Genomic DNA, 14,423 nt, shown 5'->3' with positions numbered 1-14,423 from the left:
CCTGTCCAGGACGGGCAACATGGCATTCTACCACGCGCGCCACCCCTTCCCGACGCCCGCCGGACGGCCCGGAAACAGGCCCGCCAGCGCCCTCCGGAGCGCCGCGCCTACCGCCCGCAAGCCATACGGGACAAGGGTTTGCGGGCGCCGCAAGAGCGATGTTGCACAAACACCACAGGGCTAAAACCCCAGGGTTGAATCGAATATATTTACTTCTTAGGAAACGAGCCTTGTGGCACAATTCCCCAGCGAAGAGCCAGACATTGTTCGAAGTGGAGCATCCACCACATCGAGAATGTTATACTCCGAAGAATGTATGACTTGTTTTCGTCCATTTGCTCGCAGTAACCCTGCGGTGATCTCATCCTGAGAGGAGAAATATGAAAAAATTTGCCAAGCTCGCGCTCGTTGCAGCTACCGCAGTAATGGCTGCATCCGCTCAAGCCCAGTCCGTCCCCTATGAAAAGAAGGCTGTGAACGACAACTGGGGCAACGGTACGAGCGAGTACGTGTGGAAGAATGGCACGAACGAGCTCTGCTGGCGCGACAGCTCCTGGACCCCGGCAACGGCCAATGCCCTGTGCGATGGCGCACTGGCTCCGGCTGCTGCTCCGGCCCAGGCACCGACCCCGGTGGCTCCTCCGGTTGTGTCGAGCGAAAAGGTCACTTTCGCAGCTGACACCCTGTTCGACTTCGACAAGGCTGTTCTGAAGCCCGAAGGCAAGGCCAAGCTGGACGACCTGGTCTCGAAGCTGCAAGGCATCACCCTCGAAGTGATCATCGCCGTGGGCCACACCGACGCGTTCGGTTCGGACAAGTACAACGATCGCCTGTCGATCCGTCGTGCTGAATCCGTCAAGGCTTACCTGGTGAGCAAGGGCGTGGAAGCCAACCGCGTGTACACCGAAGGCAAGGGCAAGCGCCAGCTGAAGGTGGATCCGAAGTCGTGCAAGGGCAACCGCACGGCACAGATCGCCTGCCAGCAGCCGAACCGTCGCGTGGAAGTCGAAGTGGTCGGCACCCGCAGCGCACGTTAATCGGATCCTCTCCGATGAAGAAAGCCCAGCGCAAGCTGGGCTTTTTTTTTGCCCGCTATTTTTGGTACAGTTGCCGGACGCTTCTCTCCGCACTCAGGTTTCGGGCCGTGCGCCCGGGACCTCACTCCTTTGACGATGTCGCAAACCTCCACCCTTTCCCCCGCTGGCAGCCCCACCGGTCGCAACGCCGATCCGAAAGAGATCGACAAGTTCAGCGAGCTGGCCCACCGCTGGTGGGACCCGAACAGCGAGTTCAAGCCGCTCCACGACCTGAACCCGCTGCGCCTGGGCTGGATCGACGGCATCGCCCGCCTGCCCGGCAAACAGGTGATCGACGTTGGGTGCGGAGGCGGCATCCTGTCCGAAAGCATGGCGCGCCTTGGCGCCACCGTGCGCGGCATCGATCTGTCTACCAAGGCACTCAAGGTAGCGGACCTGCATAGCCTGGAGTCCGGCGTGCCGGTCACCTACGAGGAAATCGCCGTCGAGGACCTCGCCGCGCGCATCCCCGGCAGCGTGGACGTGGTGACTTGCATGGAAATGCTCGAGCACGTGCCCGACCCCGCCTCCATCGTGCGCGCCTGCACGACACTGGTCCGCCCGGGCGGCTACGTCTTCTTCTCGACGATCAACCGCAACTTCAAGGCCTACCTGCTGGCCATCGTCGGCGCCGAATACGTGCTGAACATGCTGCCGCGCGGCACCCACGACTACGAGAAGTTCATCACGCCATCGGAAATGGCCCGCTTCGCGCGCCAGGCCGGGCTGGACCTGATCGAGATGCGCGGCATGACCTACAACCCGTTGTCGCAGACGTACTCGCTCGGCCATGACACGGGCGTCAATTACATGATGGCCTTCCGCAAGACGGCGCCGAAGGCGGCGGACTGAATCATGCGCACCTTCGACGCGGTATTTTTCGATCTCGACGGCACGCTCGCCGACACAGCCCCTGACCTCGCCGCAGCCGCCAACCGGCTCGTGGTGGAGCGCGGCCTGCCGCCCGTGGCCTATGAGAAGTTGCGCCCGGTAGCTTCGCACGGCGCACGCGGCCTGATCGGCGCGGCGTTCGGCAAGTCGCCCGAGGACCCCGACTTCCCCGCCCTGCGCGATACCTTCCTCGACTACTACGAGGCCGACATCGCGGTGCACACCCGCCTGTTCGACGGCATGGACGAGGTGCTGGCCCGGCTGGAAGCCGCCGGCATCCGCTGGGGCATCGTGACCAACAAGATCGCCCGCTTCACGGTGCCGCTGGTGGCCGCGATCGGCCTTGCGCCGCGCGCCTCGGCTGTGGTCAGCGGCGACACCACCGCGCATGCCAAACCCCACCCCGCCCCGCTGCTGCATGCAGCCGAGGTCAGCGGCGTGGCACCGGCACGCTGCCTGTATGTGGGTGACGACCTGCGCGACATCCAGGCCGGCAAAGCGGCCGGCATGGCCACGGTGACCGCCGCGTACGGCTACTGTGGCGACGGCGAGCCGCCCGAAGCCTGGGGCGCGGACTACCTGATCCGTCACCCGGCCGAGCTGCTGGCGCTGTTCGGGAACTGAAGCCCCCGGCAGGCAGCCAAAGCGAGTACAATCCGTCTCCTACATCTTCACACTGGGGCCGACCTGGTTTCGACGTGGGTTGCGAAGCAGTGGAGGGCATACCGAGGACCCGTCACCTCGTTAATCAATGGGAATGTAATAACTGCTAACGACGAACGTTACGCACTGGCTGCCTAAGGGCTAGCCGTCCTCGCACTGGCTCGCTGACGGGCTAGGGTTCGCAAGAACTGGCGAGGTCATTTACGTCAGATAAGCTTCGGGAGTGTCACGGGCCCGAGGACGAAAACCTAGTGACTCGCCGTCGTAGAGCGTGTTCGTCCGCGATGCGGCGGTTAAAACAAATGACAGAACTAAGTATGTAGAACTCTCTGTGGAGGGCTTGCGGACGCGGGTTCGATTCCCGCCGGCTCCACCAGTATCTAGTCCGTCGTTGTATTCGGAAGGCGAAAAACCCGCGACAGCACTCTGCTTCGCGGGTTTTTTGTTGCCGCAACGACGCGTCGCTGTAGGACCGCGACCTATACCCCATCCGGCTATATCAGCCGAAAATGTCCCCATGGAATGGCCTTCAGACGCTTCGGCAACGAGCGAAGCTGGCGGAGCCATTCGCTCGCTTGTCAGGCGCCGCATGCATGGCCACGCAGCGTGCACTATCTTTGAATCTGCCCGCCAACCAGCGTCCACAACAACGACATGCTCGCCATTTGTGCCTTGCTCGCGTTGATCGGTCTTGCCATTTCGGTTGCCGGCAAGCTCGGGCCAGGTAATCCATTCAGCATTTTCTTCAGCTTGTGGCTGTGCATCACAGTCGGGCTGATGGCAACACGCGGGACCTTCTCTCCCACATCCCCATACATCTGGCAGTTGTTGGCGAGCATGCTTTGCGTGTATCTCGCGTTCGCGGTCGCCGCAACACGGGGCAAGCGCTGCGCCCCCGCGAGCGTGGAAATGGACTACCGCATTTACTGCCTGGCATGGGCGCAGTGGGCGGTCCTGGCAGTGGTGCCCCTGCTCTATCTGAAAGCAACGCAACTGGCCGGAGGCAGCATCTTATCCAGAACTGGCTATATCGCGCTACGCACCGCCTTGATCGAGGAGGGAGCCGGCGGATACGGTCTGCTGGCCTATTTCGTCCCGCTGGCTTTCGTCGTGGCGTCGATTCGTCTGGTGCAGTTTGTGGCAACGCGAAAGGGCGTGTTGGACTTGATCGTCAGCGTCGGCTCCGCGGTTGCCATGGCATTCCTCTGCACGGGCAGGACGTTCTTTCTGATGATGTTCTGCTTCCTGGCTTTCCCGCTGATCTCCACGGGCAAGCTCAAGCTACGCGGCGCCGTCATCCTGAGCGTCATGTTGCTCGCTTCGTTCATTGTCGTGGCGCTGCTCACGCGCAAGGGATTGGACCACCATGCCACGCTGACGGCTAACGCGGAGAGCATCCTGAAGATGCTGAAAGTCTACGTGCTGTCACCAACGATGGCGATGGCCGTGGTGGCTGACGGCAACACGGAACCGCTGGCGCTGGGCGGTTATTCGCTGCGATTTTTCCAGCTTTTGCTTACCAAGCTGGCAGGGATCGAATTCGAATCACTGCCGCTGATACGTGATTATGTGCACGTGCCGGATCGCGTAAACGTATTCACGGTCATGGATCCGTATTTTCGCGATTTTGGGGCGGCGGGCGTGGTGGGATTCGCGGTGGCCTCGGCGGCACTGCACTTCACCTTGTTCCGCCTGATGCGCAACCGCGGCGGGCCGTGGGTTTTTATTTATTCGGCGACCCTGTTCCCACTGGTCATGCAGTTTTTCCAGGATATGTACGCAACGCTGTTATCTACCTGGGTGCAGGTATTTTTCTGGTACATGCTCTTCGTCAGGCTCACGGCGACAAAGCCGCTCAGTGCACGGATTCCGCCGGCTGGCTCGCTGCCAGGCGCGCGGCATAGAAGCGGTCCAGCGCTACGTGCACGCCAAGCAGGCCGAACAGTTGGGAGGCCTCGTTCACTGATACCAACACGCCCGGCATCCACAGCCGCTGCAGGCGGCCCGGGGCCTGCCCGCTGAGGTCGGCAAACGCTTCCATGCCGTACTCCTGGATGGCCTTGAACAGCACCAGGCCTACCAGGTACATATCGCCGGAATCCAGCGCGATGGCCGCCTGCGCAGCCCAGCGCACTTGCCGGTCTTCGTGCTTCTCCGCCTCGGCAAAGCGCTCCGTCGCCGTCTGGGCGACCGCCTCACCGGGCGCTTGGAATGTGAGGCTCATTGCCAATCTCCAATGCCAGATCCCATGGATATCGGCAGATTTGCCATTTTCCTGAAGCCTTCCTCCAGGACACGAGATAACGCATGGGTCCCTTGGCCGCACGGGGCTACAATGGACGCCCGCCTCTTCCTGCCCAACTCCATGACCGACCACCCCCGCTTCACCCTCAACCGCTCCATGGTCATGCTGCTGCCCGAGCAGCCGTTCCTGGACTGGATCAAGGCCGTCGACCCGGAGCCCGTGCCGGGCCTGTCGCTCGAGGACGTCCGCGACGACGCCAGCGTCTTCCTGTTGCCGTCGGAAGTGGCGGATTCCCCGGAGACTGCTATGCGCTGGGTGGAAAAGCGCTGGCAGGCGTTCTTCGAATTCATGTTGGGCGAATGGTTTGATGATTCCATGTGGCCCGAGAATATGTCCCTGGCCATGTTCCGCGAATGGTTCACGCCGCGTTTCCATTCCATGGTGTGGGATATGGCGCCGGAGTCTCCCATCATGCATGAAGACTGGGATGACGAAGACGACGATATGCCGTCCATGCTGCACTAAATCCAACATCGGAAATTGAAACGGCACGCCCGAGGGCGTGCCGTTTTTGCTTGCGCGAACAAGACTATAAATCAAAGAAAGCGATCGAGTATTTTGCGGCTCGGTTTGTCGAGCGCGGACAGGTCGCGAATCAGGTAATGAATGCCGTGGTTGTCGGAGATCAGCAGCGTGCTGCCGGTCAGTCGACGAATGTCCTCTTCGCCGCGCAGCACGAGGTCGGTCTGGCCACGATCCGTCCGCACCGTCCAGACGCTCGGCGTGGCATAGGTGGACACACCCACAATGCTACGAATTTCCGGCATGAACTCGCGCGCGGCCAGTTCGGACTCGATCAGGGCACGCATCGGCGCCGGCAGGGTATCGAGGCGCGGAATCCACGCCAATTCGCGGCCATCGGTGCTGATCATGCCGACACCGTCGTCGGGCGCGGCAATCGGGAAGGCGCGCACAGGCACCACGCCCTCGTGCGCCGTGCCGTCGGCCGTCGTCAGAACGAGCTTGCCGAACGGGTTGCGGGACAACGTGTAATCGGGCGTCTGCATAGCGGTTTGCCGAGAAATCGAATCACCTGAAGAATCACTGCGCATTGACGGCCTCCGTATCGAGGCGTTCGCCCGCGCTGGGCAGGTCTGCATCGGCATCGACATTGCGCGCCTGCGCCTGGTAGAGCTTGTAGTAGGCGCCTTCGCGCGCGAGCAGTTCGTCGTGATTGCCGACTTCGACAATCTGTCCGCGATCCATCACCACGAGGCGATCGGCCTTCCGCAACGTGGACAACCGGTGCGCGATCGCAATGGTCGTACGTCCCTGCACGAGGTTATCCAGCGCCTTCTGGATCTCCTTCTCCGTGGTGGTGTCCACCGACGACGTGGCCTCGTCCATGATCAGGATGCGCGGATTGATCAGCAGCGCGCGTGCGATGGAGATGCGCTGGCGCTCCCCGCCGGACAGCGCTTGCCCGCGCTCCCCTACCAGCGAGTCATAGCCGTGCGGCAGGCGCAGGATGAACTCGTGCGCATGCGCGGCCCGCGCTGCGGCGACGATTTCTTCGCGCGTGGCGTCGGGCTTGCCGTAGGCGATGTTGTCGGCAATCGTGCCGAAGAACAGGAACGGCTCTTGTAGTACCAGTCCGATATGGCGGCGGAACTCCGACACCGGCAGCGAGCGGATGTCGATGCCATCCACGCGGATCGCGCCTTCGGACACATCGTAGAAGCGGCAGATCAGATTAACCAGCGTGCTCTTGCCCGAGCCGCTGTGGCCGACCAGCCCGATCATCTCGCCTGGCCGGATCGACAGGTTCAGGCCGCGGATCACCGCGCGGTTGCCGTAGCGGAAGCCGAGGTCGCGCAGTTCGATGGCGCCCTCCACCTTATCGAGATGCACCGGGCGCTGCGGCTCGGGCACGCTCGACACATGGTCCAGGATGTCGAAGATCCGCTTGGCGCCGGCGGCAGCCTTCTGCGTGACCGACACGATCCGGCTCATCGAATCCAGCCGCGTGTAGAAACGGCTGATATAGGTCAGGAAGGCGACCAGCACGCCGACCGTGATGGCGTCGTGGCTGACCTGCCAGATGCCGAAGATCCAGACCACCAGCAGGCCCACTTCGGTCAGCAGCGTCACCGTAGGCGTGAACAGCGACCAGACGGCATTGACGCGATCGTTGACGGCCAGATTGTGCTTGTTCGCCTCGCGAAAGCGGTCGACTTCGCGCTTTTCCTGGGCGAAGGCCTTGACCACGCGGATGCCGGGAATCGTGTCGGCCAGCACATTGGTGATCTCGGACCAGATGCGGTCGATCTTCTCAAAGCCGTGACGCAGCCGGTCCCGCACGAGGTGGATCATCCAGGCGATGAACGGCAGCGGCACCAGCGTCACCAGCGCCAGCCAGGGATTGATCGAGATGAGGATGATGGCCGTCATGACGATCATCAGCACATCGGTCGCGAAATCGAGCAGGTGGAGCGACAGGAAGACGCAGATGCGGTCGCTTTCGGAGCCGATACGGGCCATCAGGTCGCCCGTGCGCTTGCCACCGAAATATTCGAGCGACAGTTTTAGCAGGTGTTCGTACGTTGTTGTGCGCAGATCGGCGCCGATACGCTCGGATACACGCGCCAGCAGATACGTCCGCGCCCACCCCAGGCTCCACGCCACCAGCGCGGCGCCGAGCAGCCCGGCCAGGTACATCTTGACGCGCTCATAGTCGATCGGCACGCCGTTTTGGTACGGAATCAGCACCTTGTCCATCAGCGGCATGGTCAGGTACGGCGGCACCAGCGTGGCGGCGGTGCCGAGCAGGGTCAGCAGGAAGCCGGCCAGCAGCTCCCACTGGTAGGGCCGTGCGAAGCGCCACAGGCGCAGCAGCGCCCAGGTGGATGGCGGGGTCTCGAGGTCGCGGCTGCACTGGGGGCAGACGTCCTCGCCGGGGGGCAGCGGGGCCTTGCAGGTGGGGCAGACATCGTCGTCGGCCGGCACGGCGGCCTGGCCGGTGGCGAGCAGCGCGCGGCGGGCTTCGAACTGATCGGCCAGCCGCAGGGCGTCGGGATTGTAACCAAGCGTGTAGCGCCAGCTCCCCAGCCGGGCGCGGCCGTCGGCCAGTTCCAGCGAGCCAACCCCGGCGTGGTCGCCATGGGTCAGCGTCAAGGCAGGCGTAATTTCCCAGTCGACGATGTTTTTTTCACCGCCCCCCCGGGCAATCAGCCGGCGGTCGGTCACAACCAGCCACCCTTGGGTAAAATGCAGCCTTGCGTCCAGGTCCAGGTCAAGGCCAGCCAGCACGGTTTCACCGGGCTGCAGGCTCGTGCCGATCTCGGCGCCCCAACGACCTTGCGGGCCGGAGGGGATTGGGACGGACGGGGAGGATTGGGTCATTATTGGCGCGAAATGCGTCCGCGGTGAGTCCACAACAGGGTAGACACGGACATAACTTGAAACAATTTAGGCGGGAAGCCGGCTGGCGGCCCGCGATTTTGCCCGCAAGTATACATAACGCAAACAAACGGGGCGCCTGGTGCGCTGCACAACGTCTTCCGGACTTCAGGGGTCAACCCTGATGCCGTTGAAACGTTACTGAAAGGTTAGGCTCCCATTTCTCGGGCATTCGCCCACTGCCTCAAGCTAAATCAATGAAAAAGAAGGACATTGAGATTTTCGATGTCATGTCGCTGCGCGGCCCGAATATGTGGACATATCGGCCAGTGCTGGAGGCATGGGTTGATATCGGCGAACTGGAGGATTTCCCCTCCAACAAGATCCCGGGGTTCTACGAGCGCCTGTCGGCCTGGCTCCCGTCGCTGATCGAGCATCGCTGCAGCATTGGCGAGCGCGGCGGCTTCCTGCAGCGGCTCAAGGAAGGGACGTGGCCCGGCCACATCCTCGAGCACGTGACGCTTGAGCTGCAGAACCTGGCCGGCATGCCGGGCGGCTTCGGCAAGGCCCGCGAGACCCCCGTGCGGGGCGTCTACAAGGTGATCGTCCGGGCCTGGCACGAGGAGGTGACGCGCGCCGCGCTGTTCACCGCCCGTGATCTGGTCATGGCCGCCATCGAGGACCGCCCGTTCGACGTACCCGACGCCGTGGACAACCTGCGCCGCCTGGTCGACGAACACTGCCTCGGCCCGAGCACGGCGTGCATCGTCGATGCTGCCGATGACCGCGACATCCCCTCCATCCGACTCTCCGACGGCAATCTGGTTCAACTTGGCTACGGGGCGCGCCAGCGCCGCATCTGGACCGCCGAGACCGACCGGACCAGCGCCATCGGCGAATCGATCTCGCGCGACAAGGACCTGACCAAGACGCTGCTGGAATCCTGCGGCGTGCCGGTACCGGAAGGCCGCATGGTCGAGAGCCCCGAGGACGCCTGGGACGCCGCCGAGCGCATTGGCGTGCCGGTGGTGGTCAAGCCATACGACGGCAACCACGGCCGCGGCGTGTTCACCAACCTGATGACGCGCGAGGAAGTGGAAACCGCCTACTCGGTGGCCATCGACGAAGGCAACGGCGTGATCGTCGAGCGCTTCGTGCCGGGCAACGAACACCGCCTGCTGGTGGTGGGCGGCCGGCTCGTGGCGGCGGCGATGGGCGAGACGGCCAGCGTCGTGGGCGACGGCACCTCGACCATCGACGAACTGATCGATTCGCAGATCAACTCCGATCCGCGCCGGGGCAGCACCGAGGACCATCCGCTGAACCGCGTGCGGCTCGATTCCGCCGCACGGCTGGAACTGAAGCGCCAGGGCCTGGTAGATGGCGATTCCGTGGCACCCGCCGGCAAGACCATCCTGATCCAGCGCAACGGCAACGTCGCCTTCGACGTGACCGACCGCGTGCACCCGAGCGTGGCCGCGCATGCCGCGCTGGCCGCGCGCGTGGTGGGGCTGGACATCGCCGGGGTGGACCTCGTGGCCGAGGACATCTCGCGTCCGCTGGCCGACCAGCGCGGCGCCATCGTCGAGGTGAACGCCGGCCCGGGCCTGCTGATGCACATCAAGCCGGCCGACGGCACGCCGCGCCCCGTGGGCCCCGCCATCATCGACCATCTGTTCCCCGACGCGAAGGATGGCAGCGCCGATGACGGCCGCATCCCCGTGGTCGGCATCACCGGCAACAACGGCAAGACCGTGGTGGCCAAGCTGGTGGCGCGCCTGCTGCAACTTTCGGGCAAGCACACCGGGCTGGCGTGCAGCGACGGCCTGTTCCTGGACCGCCGCCAGGTGGAGACCGGCGACCGCGCCAACTGGGAAGCCGGCCATCGCATCCTGATGAACCGCGCCGTGGAAGCGGCCGTGTTCGAGAACGACAGCGGCATGATCCTGTCGCAGGGCCTGCCGTACGACCGTTGCCAGGTTGGCGTGGTGACCAACTTCGCCCAGCCGGACCACCTCGGCGACTACTACGTCGAGGACGAGGACCGCATGTACAACGTGTTGCGCACCCAGGTGGACGTGGTGCTCAACAACGGCGTGGCGGTGCTCAACGCCGGCGATGCGCGGCTGGTGGAGATGGCCGAGCTGTGCGATGGCGACGTGATCTTCTTCGGCCTCACCGCCGACCTGCCGGCGATTGCCGCGCACCGGGCGGCGGGCAAGCGCGCGGTGTTCGTACGCGAAGGCAAGGTCGTGATGGCTACCGGCCAGAGCGAGATGCCGCTGACCGATGTGTCGGCCATTCCGCTGACCTACGCGGGCCGCGTGGCGTTCCAGATCGAGAACGTGCTGGCGGCCGTGGCCACGGGCTGGGCGCTGGGCATTTCCAACGACCTGATCCGCGCCGGCGTGGTGACGTTCGACGTTGGCCAGGTCGACGTGCCGGGCCGCTTCACGCTGTTCGAGCGCCAGGGCGCCACGGTGATCGTCGATGACGCGCACAACGCGCCCGCGCTGACGGCGCTGGCCGCCGCGCTCGACCGCTTCCCCGCCGAGCGCCGCATGCTGGTGTTCGGCGCCGGCGTGCAGCGCCGGGACGAGGACCTCGTCAGCCACGGCAAGATCATCGGTGCCGCGTTCGACCGCGTGTTCCTCTGCGAGGACCAGAGCGTGAAGCGCGACCTGCCCGATGCCGAGGCCCGCGCGCTGGTCAGGAAGGGGCTGTACGAAGGCCGCCGCGTGACCAAGATCATCGACGAAGGCGCTCGCCGCGCCGCCATCGAGACCGCGCTCTCGCAACTGGTGGCCGGCGACCTGCTGGTCATCCAGTGCGACGAGGGCTCGCCCGAGGGCACTGTCGAGCAGGTACACCAGTGGGTCGGCCGTAGCGGCCGCCGCGCCTGATGGCTCGGCCAGAAAAATAACGGAAATACTATGGAAGTCTCCCGTATACGGGCCCTGCGCGGCCCGAATCTCTGGTGCCGCCACACTGGCATCGAGGCCATCGTGGCCTGCTCGGACACCTCGCACCTGCTGGCCGACCTGCCCGGCTTCGAAGATCGCCTGCGCGCGCGCTTCCCGGCCATCGGCCCGCTCCGTCCTGACGACGAGGCCGGTACGCCGTCGATGGCCCACGCGCTGGAAGCCGCCGCACTCGGCCTGCAGGCCTCCGCCGGCTGCCCGGTCACCTTCAGCAACACCGCGCCCACCGTGGAGCCCGGCACGTATCAGGTAGTGGTGCAGTACAGCGAKGAGGAAGTCGGCCGGCTCGCCTTCGAACTCGCCGAACAACTATGCCTGGCGGCCCGCGACGACAAGCCGTTCGACCTCGACGACGCGCTGCACCGCCTGCGCGAATTGGACGAGGACGTGCGGCTGGGGCCGAGCACCGGCTCCATCGTTTACGCCGCCGTGGCGCGTGGCATTCCGTATCGCCGCCTCACGCAGGGCTCGATGGTCCAGTTCGGCTGGGGCAGCAAGCAGCGCCGCATCCAGGCCGCCGAGACCGACATGACCAGCGCCGTGGCGGAGTCCATCGCGCAGGACAAGGACCTGACCAAGAGCCTGCTGCACGCCGCCGGCGTGCCGGTGCCGCTGGGCCGCTCGGTGCGCAGCGCCGAGGAAGCCTGGGCCGCCGCGCAGGCCATCAACGGGCCGGTGGTGGTCAAGCCGCGCGACGGCAACCAGGGCAAGGGCGTGGCGGTGCGCATCCGCACGCGCGAAGAAGTGATGACGGCCTACGAAGTGGCGGCCGACATCTCCTCGGACGTGCTCGTGGAACGCTACATCCCCGGTCACGATTTCCGCCTGCTGGTGGTGGGCAAGCACCTGGTGGCCGCCGCGCGCCGCGATCCGCCGCAGGTGATTGGCGATGGCGTGCACACCGTGCGCCAGCTCGTGGAGGAAGTGAACCGCGACCCGCGCCGGGGCGAGGGCCATGCCACGTCGCTGACCAAGATCCGCTTCGACGACATCGCGCTGGCAACGCTGGCCAAGCAGCACCTGACCGCCGACTCGGTGCCGGCCAACGGCACGCGCGTGGTGCTGCGCAATAACGCCAACCTGTCGACGGGCGGCAGCGCCACCGACGTGACCGACGACGTCCACCCGGACATCGCCGCACGCGCCGTGGCCGCGGCCCAGATGGTGGGCCTCGACATCTGCGGCGTGGACGCCGTGTGCGAGACCATGCTCAAGCCGTTCGAGGAACAGGCCGGCGGCATCGTCGAAGTCAACGCCGCGCCGGGCCTGCGCATGCACCTGCAGCCGTCCTTCGGCAAGGGCCGCGCCGTGGGCGAAGCCATCGTCTCGACGATGTTCGCCGATGGCGACGATGGCCGCATTCCGGTCGTGGCGGTGTCCGGCACCAACGGCAAGACCACCACGGTGCGCCTGATCACCCATCTGCTGGCCACGAGCGGCCTGCGCATGGGCATGACCGGCACCGATGGCGTGTATATCCGGGGCGAGCGCATCGACACCGGCGACTGCAGCGGTCCGCGTAGCGCGCGTAACGTGCTGCTGCATCCGGACGTCGACGCGGCCGTGTTCGAAACCGCGCGCGGCGGCCTGCTGCGCGAGGGTCTGGCCTTCGACCGCTGCGACGTGGCCGTGGTCACCAATGTGGGCGAAGGCGACCACCTGGGGCTGTCCTATATCAGTACCGTGGAAGACCTGGCCGTGCTCAAGAGCGTGATCGTCCAGAACGTGGCGCCGCATGGCATGGCTGTGCTGAACGCCGCGGATCCGATGGTGACGCGCATGGCCGACGCCTGCCCCGGCACGGTGACGTTCTTCGCGCAGGATGCCGGGCTGCCGACGATGGCGCTGCATCGCGCACAGGGCAAGCGCGTGGTGTTCGTCGAAGGCGACGAGATCGTGGCGTGCGAGGGCGAGACCCAGGTGCGCATCGCGCTGGCGGACATCCCGCTGACGCGCAACGGCAGCATCGGCTTCCAGGTGGAAAATGCGATGTCGTCGGTCGCCGCCGCCTGGGCGCTGGGCGTGGACTGGGCCGTGATCCGTCGCGGGCTGGCTACCTTCGTCAACGACGCCGCCACGGCGCCGGGCCGCTTCAACGTGTTCGACTACCGGGGCGCCACCCTGATCGCCGACTACGGCCACAATCCGGATGCCATCCAGGCATTGTGCAATGCGGTGGAATCCATGAAGGGCGACCGCCGCGTGGTGGTGATCAGCGGCGCGGGCGATCGTCGCGACGTGGACATCCGCCGGCAAACCCAGATCCTGGGCGGCGTGTTCGACGAGGTGGTGCTGTATCAGGACCAGTGCCAGCGCGGCCGCGAGGACGGCGAGGTACTGGCGCTGCTGCGCGAAGGGCTGGAAGGCGCACAGCGCACGCAGCACGTGGAGGAGATCCGGGGCGAGTTCCTGGCGATCGACACCGCGCTGGGGCACCTGAAGCCGGGCGACCTGTGCCTGATCCTGGTGGATCAGGTGGAAGAGGCACTCGGGCACATCGCCCAGCGCATCGCGGAACAGTAACGCGCACCTTTGTGCGTCCGTGCGAAGGCCGGCTCCCAGGAGCCGGCCTTTTTTCTTGTGCGTCCACTTGCATCGAAACGGTTGCAGGTGCCACATTACTGTCACCATCGCTCCGATGACCGCCCTGCCCCGCCGGTCTCATCCAGAGGAGGCTTGCCATGCAATCGCCGCAGACCGTAGTGGTCACCTACATCGCCGCCACACCCGAGCAGGTCTGGTCCGCGCTGACGGAGCCCGCGCAGAGCGAACAGTATTTCTTCGGGCGGCGCGTGGAGTCTGACTGGCAGGTGGGCAGCCCGTTCGTGCTGCGCATGGACGACGGCCGGGTGGATTCGCAGGGCGTGGTGCTGCTGGCCGAGCCGCCCTACCGGCTCTCGGTGACGTGGCGCGTGGAGTGGCTCGAGGCCTTCCGCGAGTTACCCGAGGTGGTGGTCACTTGGCAGGTGGATGCGCTGGGGCAGGCGGTGCGGCTGACAGTGAGCGAGACCCATCGCGAGCCGGTGGACGAGCAGATCCTGCAAGGTGGCCGCAACGGCTGGCCGATGATCCTCGCCGGACTCAAGACGCTGCTGGAGACGGGGCAGCCCCTCCAGGTCGAGGTCCCCAAGCCGCCACCGGCGCCCTCCTCCGCCGCCTAGCCCCTCG

The 14,423-nt window shown here is 65.2% G+C and carries 10 protein-coding genes, 1 other RNA gene and 1 pseudogene; 9 read left to right on the top strand and 3 right to left on the bottom strand.

Annotated elements, in window-relative coordinates; genetic code table 11:
- Nucleotides 1-380 precede the first annotated feature (380 nt).
- The 5 genes and pseudogenes from ompA to AC1DP9_RS22460 form a co-directional block, all read left to right on the top strand.
- Complete coding sequence (ompA, locus tag AC1DP9_RS22480) at nucleotides 381-1,037, top strand: outer membrane protein OmpA (protein WP_092298392.1); 657 nt, start codon at nucleotides 381-383, stop codon at nucleotides 1,035-1,037.
- Between the two features lie 135 nt (nucleotides 1,038-1,172).
- Nucleotides 1,173-1,928: a bifunctional 2-polyprenyl-6-hydroxyphenol methylase/3-demethylubiquinol 3-O-methyltransferase UbiG gene (ubiG, locus tag AC1DP9_RS22475; RefSeq protein WP_477108533.1), complete on the top strand. Its 756-nt coding sequence runs from the start codon at nucleotides 1,173-1,175 to the stop codon at nucleotides 1,926-1,928.
- A 3-nt stretch (nucleotides 1,929-1,931) separates the two neighbouring features.
- Nucleotides 1,932-2,591, top strand: coding sequence for a phosphoglycolate phosphatase (gene gph, locus AC1DP9_RS22470; protein ID WP_092298386.1), 660 nt, complete (start codon nucleotides 1,932-1,934; stop codon nucleotides 2,589-2,591).
- Between the two features lie 54 nt (nucleotides 2,592-2,645).
- Nucleotides 2,646-3,006: a transfer-messenger RNA gene (ssrA, locus tag AC1DP9_RS22465) on the top strand.
- A gap of 278 nt (nucleotides 3,007-3,284) precedes the next feature.
- A pseudogene (locus AC1DP9_RS22460) lies at nucleotides 3,285-4,445 on the top strand (O-antigen polymerase); the annotation flags it as partial.
- Nucleotides 4,446-4,485: 40 nt separating this feature from the next.
- Here the strand turns inward: AC1DP9_RS22460 and AC1DP9_RS22455 are convergent.
- On the bottom strand, nucleotides 4,486-4,854 hold the full coding sequence (locus AC1DP9_RS22455) for a hypothetical protein (protein ID WP_092298383.1): 369 nt from the start codon (nucleotides 4,852-4,854) through the stop codon (nucleotides 4,486-4,488).
- A gap of 141 nt (nucleotides 4,855-4,995) precedes the next feature.
- Here AC1DP9_RS22455 and AC1DP9_RS22450 point away from each other — a divergent pair, with 141 nt between their 5' ends.
- Nucleotides 4,996-5,400, top strand: a complete 405-nt coding sequence (locus AC1DP9_RS22450; RefSeq protein WP_092298480.1) for a hypothetical protein — start codon at nucleotides 4,996-4,998, stop codon at nucleotides 5,398-5,400.
- Nucleotides 5,401-5,471: 71 nt separating this feature from the next.
- Here AC1DP9_RS22450 and AC1DP9_RS22445 read toward each other — a convergent pair whose 3' ends face one another.
- Nucleotides 5,472-5,942 (bottom strand): cyanophycin metabolism-associated DUF1854 family protein, encoded by a 471-nt coding sequence (locus tag AC1DP9_RS22445; RefSeq protein ID WP_441591903.1) that lies wholly within the window; start codon nucleotides 5,940-5,942, stop codon nucleotides 5,472-5,474.
- A 34-nt stretch (nucleotides 5,943-5,976) separates the two neighbouring features.
- On the bottom strand, nucleotides 5,977-8,277 hold the full coding sequence (locus AC1DP9_RS22440; RefSeq protein ID WP_092298377.1) for a cyanophycin metabolism-associated ABC transporter: 2,301 nt from the start codon (nucleotides 8,275-8,277) through the stop codon (nucleotides 5,977-5,979).
- A gap of 254 nt (nucleotides 8,278-8,531) precedes the next feature.
- Here AC1DP9_RS22440 and cphA (AC1DP9_RS22435) point away from each other — a divergent pair, with 254 nt between their 5' ends.
- The 3 genes from cphA (AC1DP9_RS22435) (at nucleotide 8,532) to AC1DP9_RS22425 (ending at nucleotide 14,416) form a co-directional block, all read left to right on the top strand.
- Nucleotides 8,532-11,177, top strand: coding sequence for a cyanophycin synthetase (cphA, locus tag AC1DP9_RS22435; protein WP_477108532.1), 2,646 nt, complete (start codon nucleotides 8,532-8,534; stop codon nucleotides 11,175-11,177).
- Between the two features lie 30 nt (nucleotides 11,178-11,207).
- The gene (cphA, locus tag AC1DP9_RS22430) at nucleotides 11,208-13,778 is read left to right on the top strand and encodes a cyanophycin synthetase (protein WP_477108531.1); all 2,571 of its coding nucleotides are present in this window, start codon (nucleotides 11,208-11,210) and stop codon (nucleotides 13,776-13,778) included.
- Between the two features lie 158 nt (nucleotides 13,779-13,936).
- The gene (locus tag AC1DP9_RS22425) at nucleotides 13,937-14,416 is read left to right on the top strand and encodes an SRPBCC family protein (protein ID WP_092298368.1); all 480 of its coding nucleotides are present in this window, start codon (nucleotides 13,937-13,939) and stop codon (nucleotides 14,414-14,416) included.
- Nucleotides 14,417-14,423 lie beyond the last annotated feature (7 nt).

The sequence above is a fragment of the Cupriavidus sp. 01L43 genome (assembly GCF_056399925.1).
The sequence above is the reverse complement of the archived record's forward strand: the minus strand, read 5'-3'. Positions and strand labels throughout refer to the sequence as shown.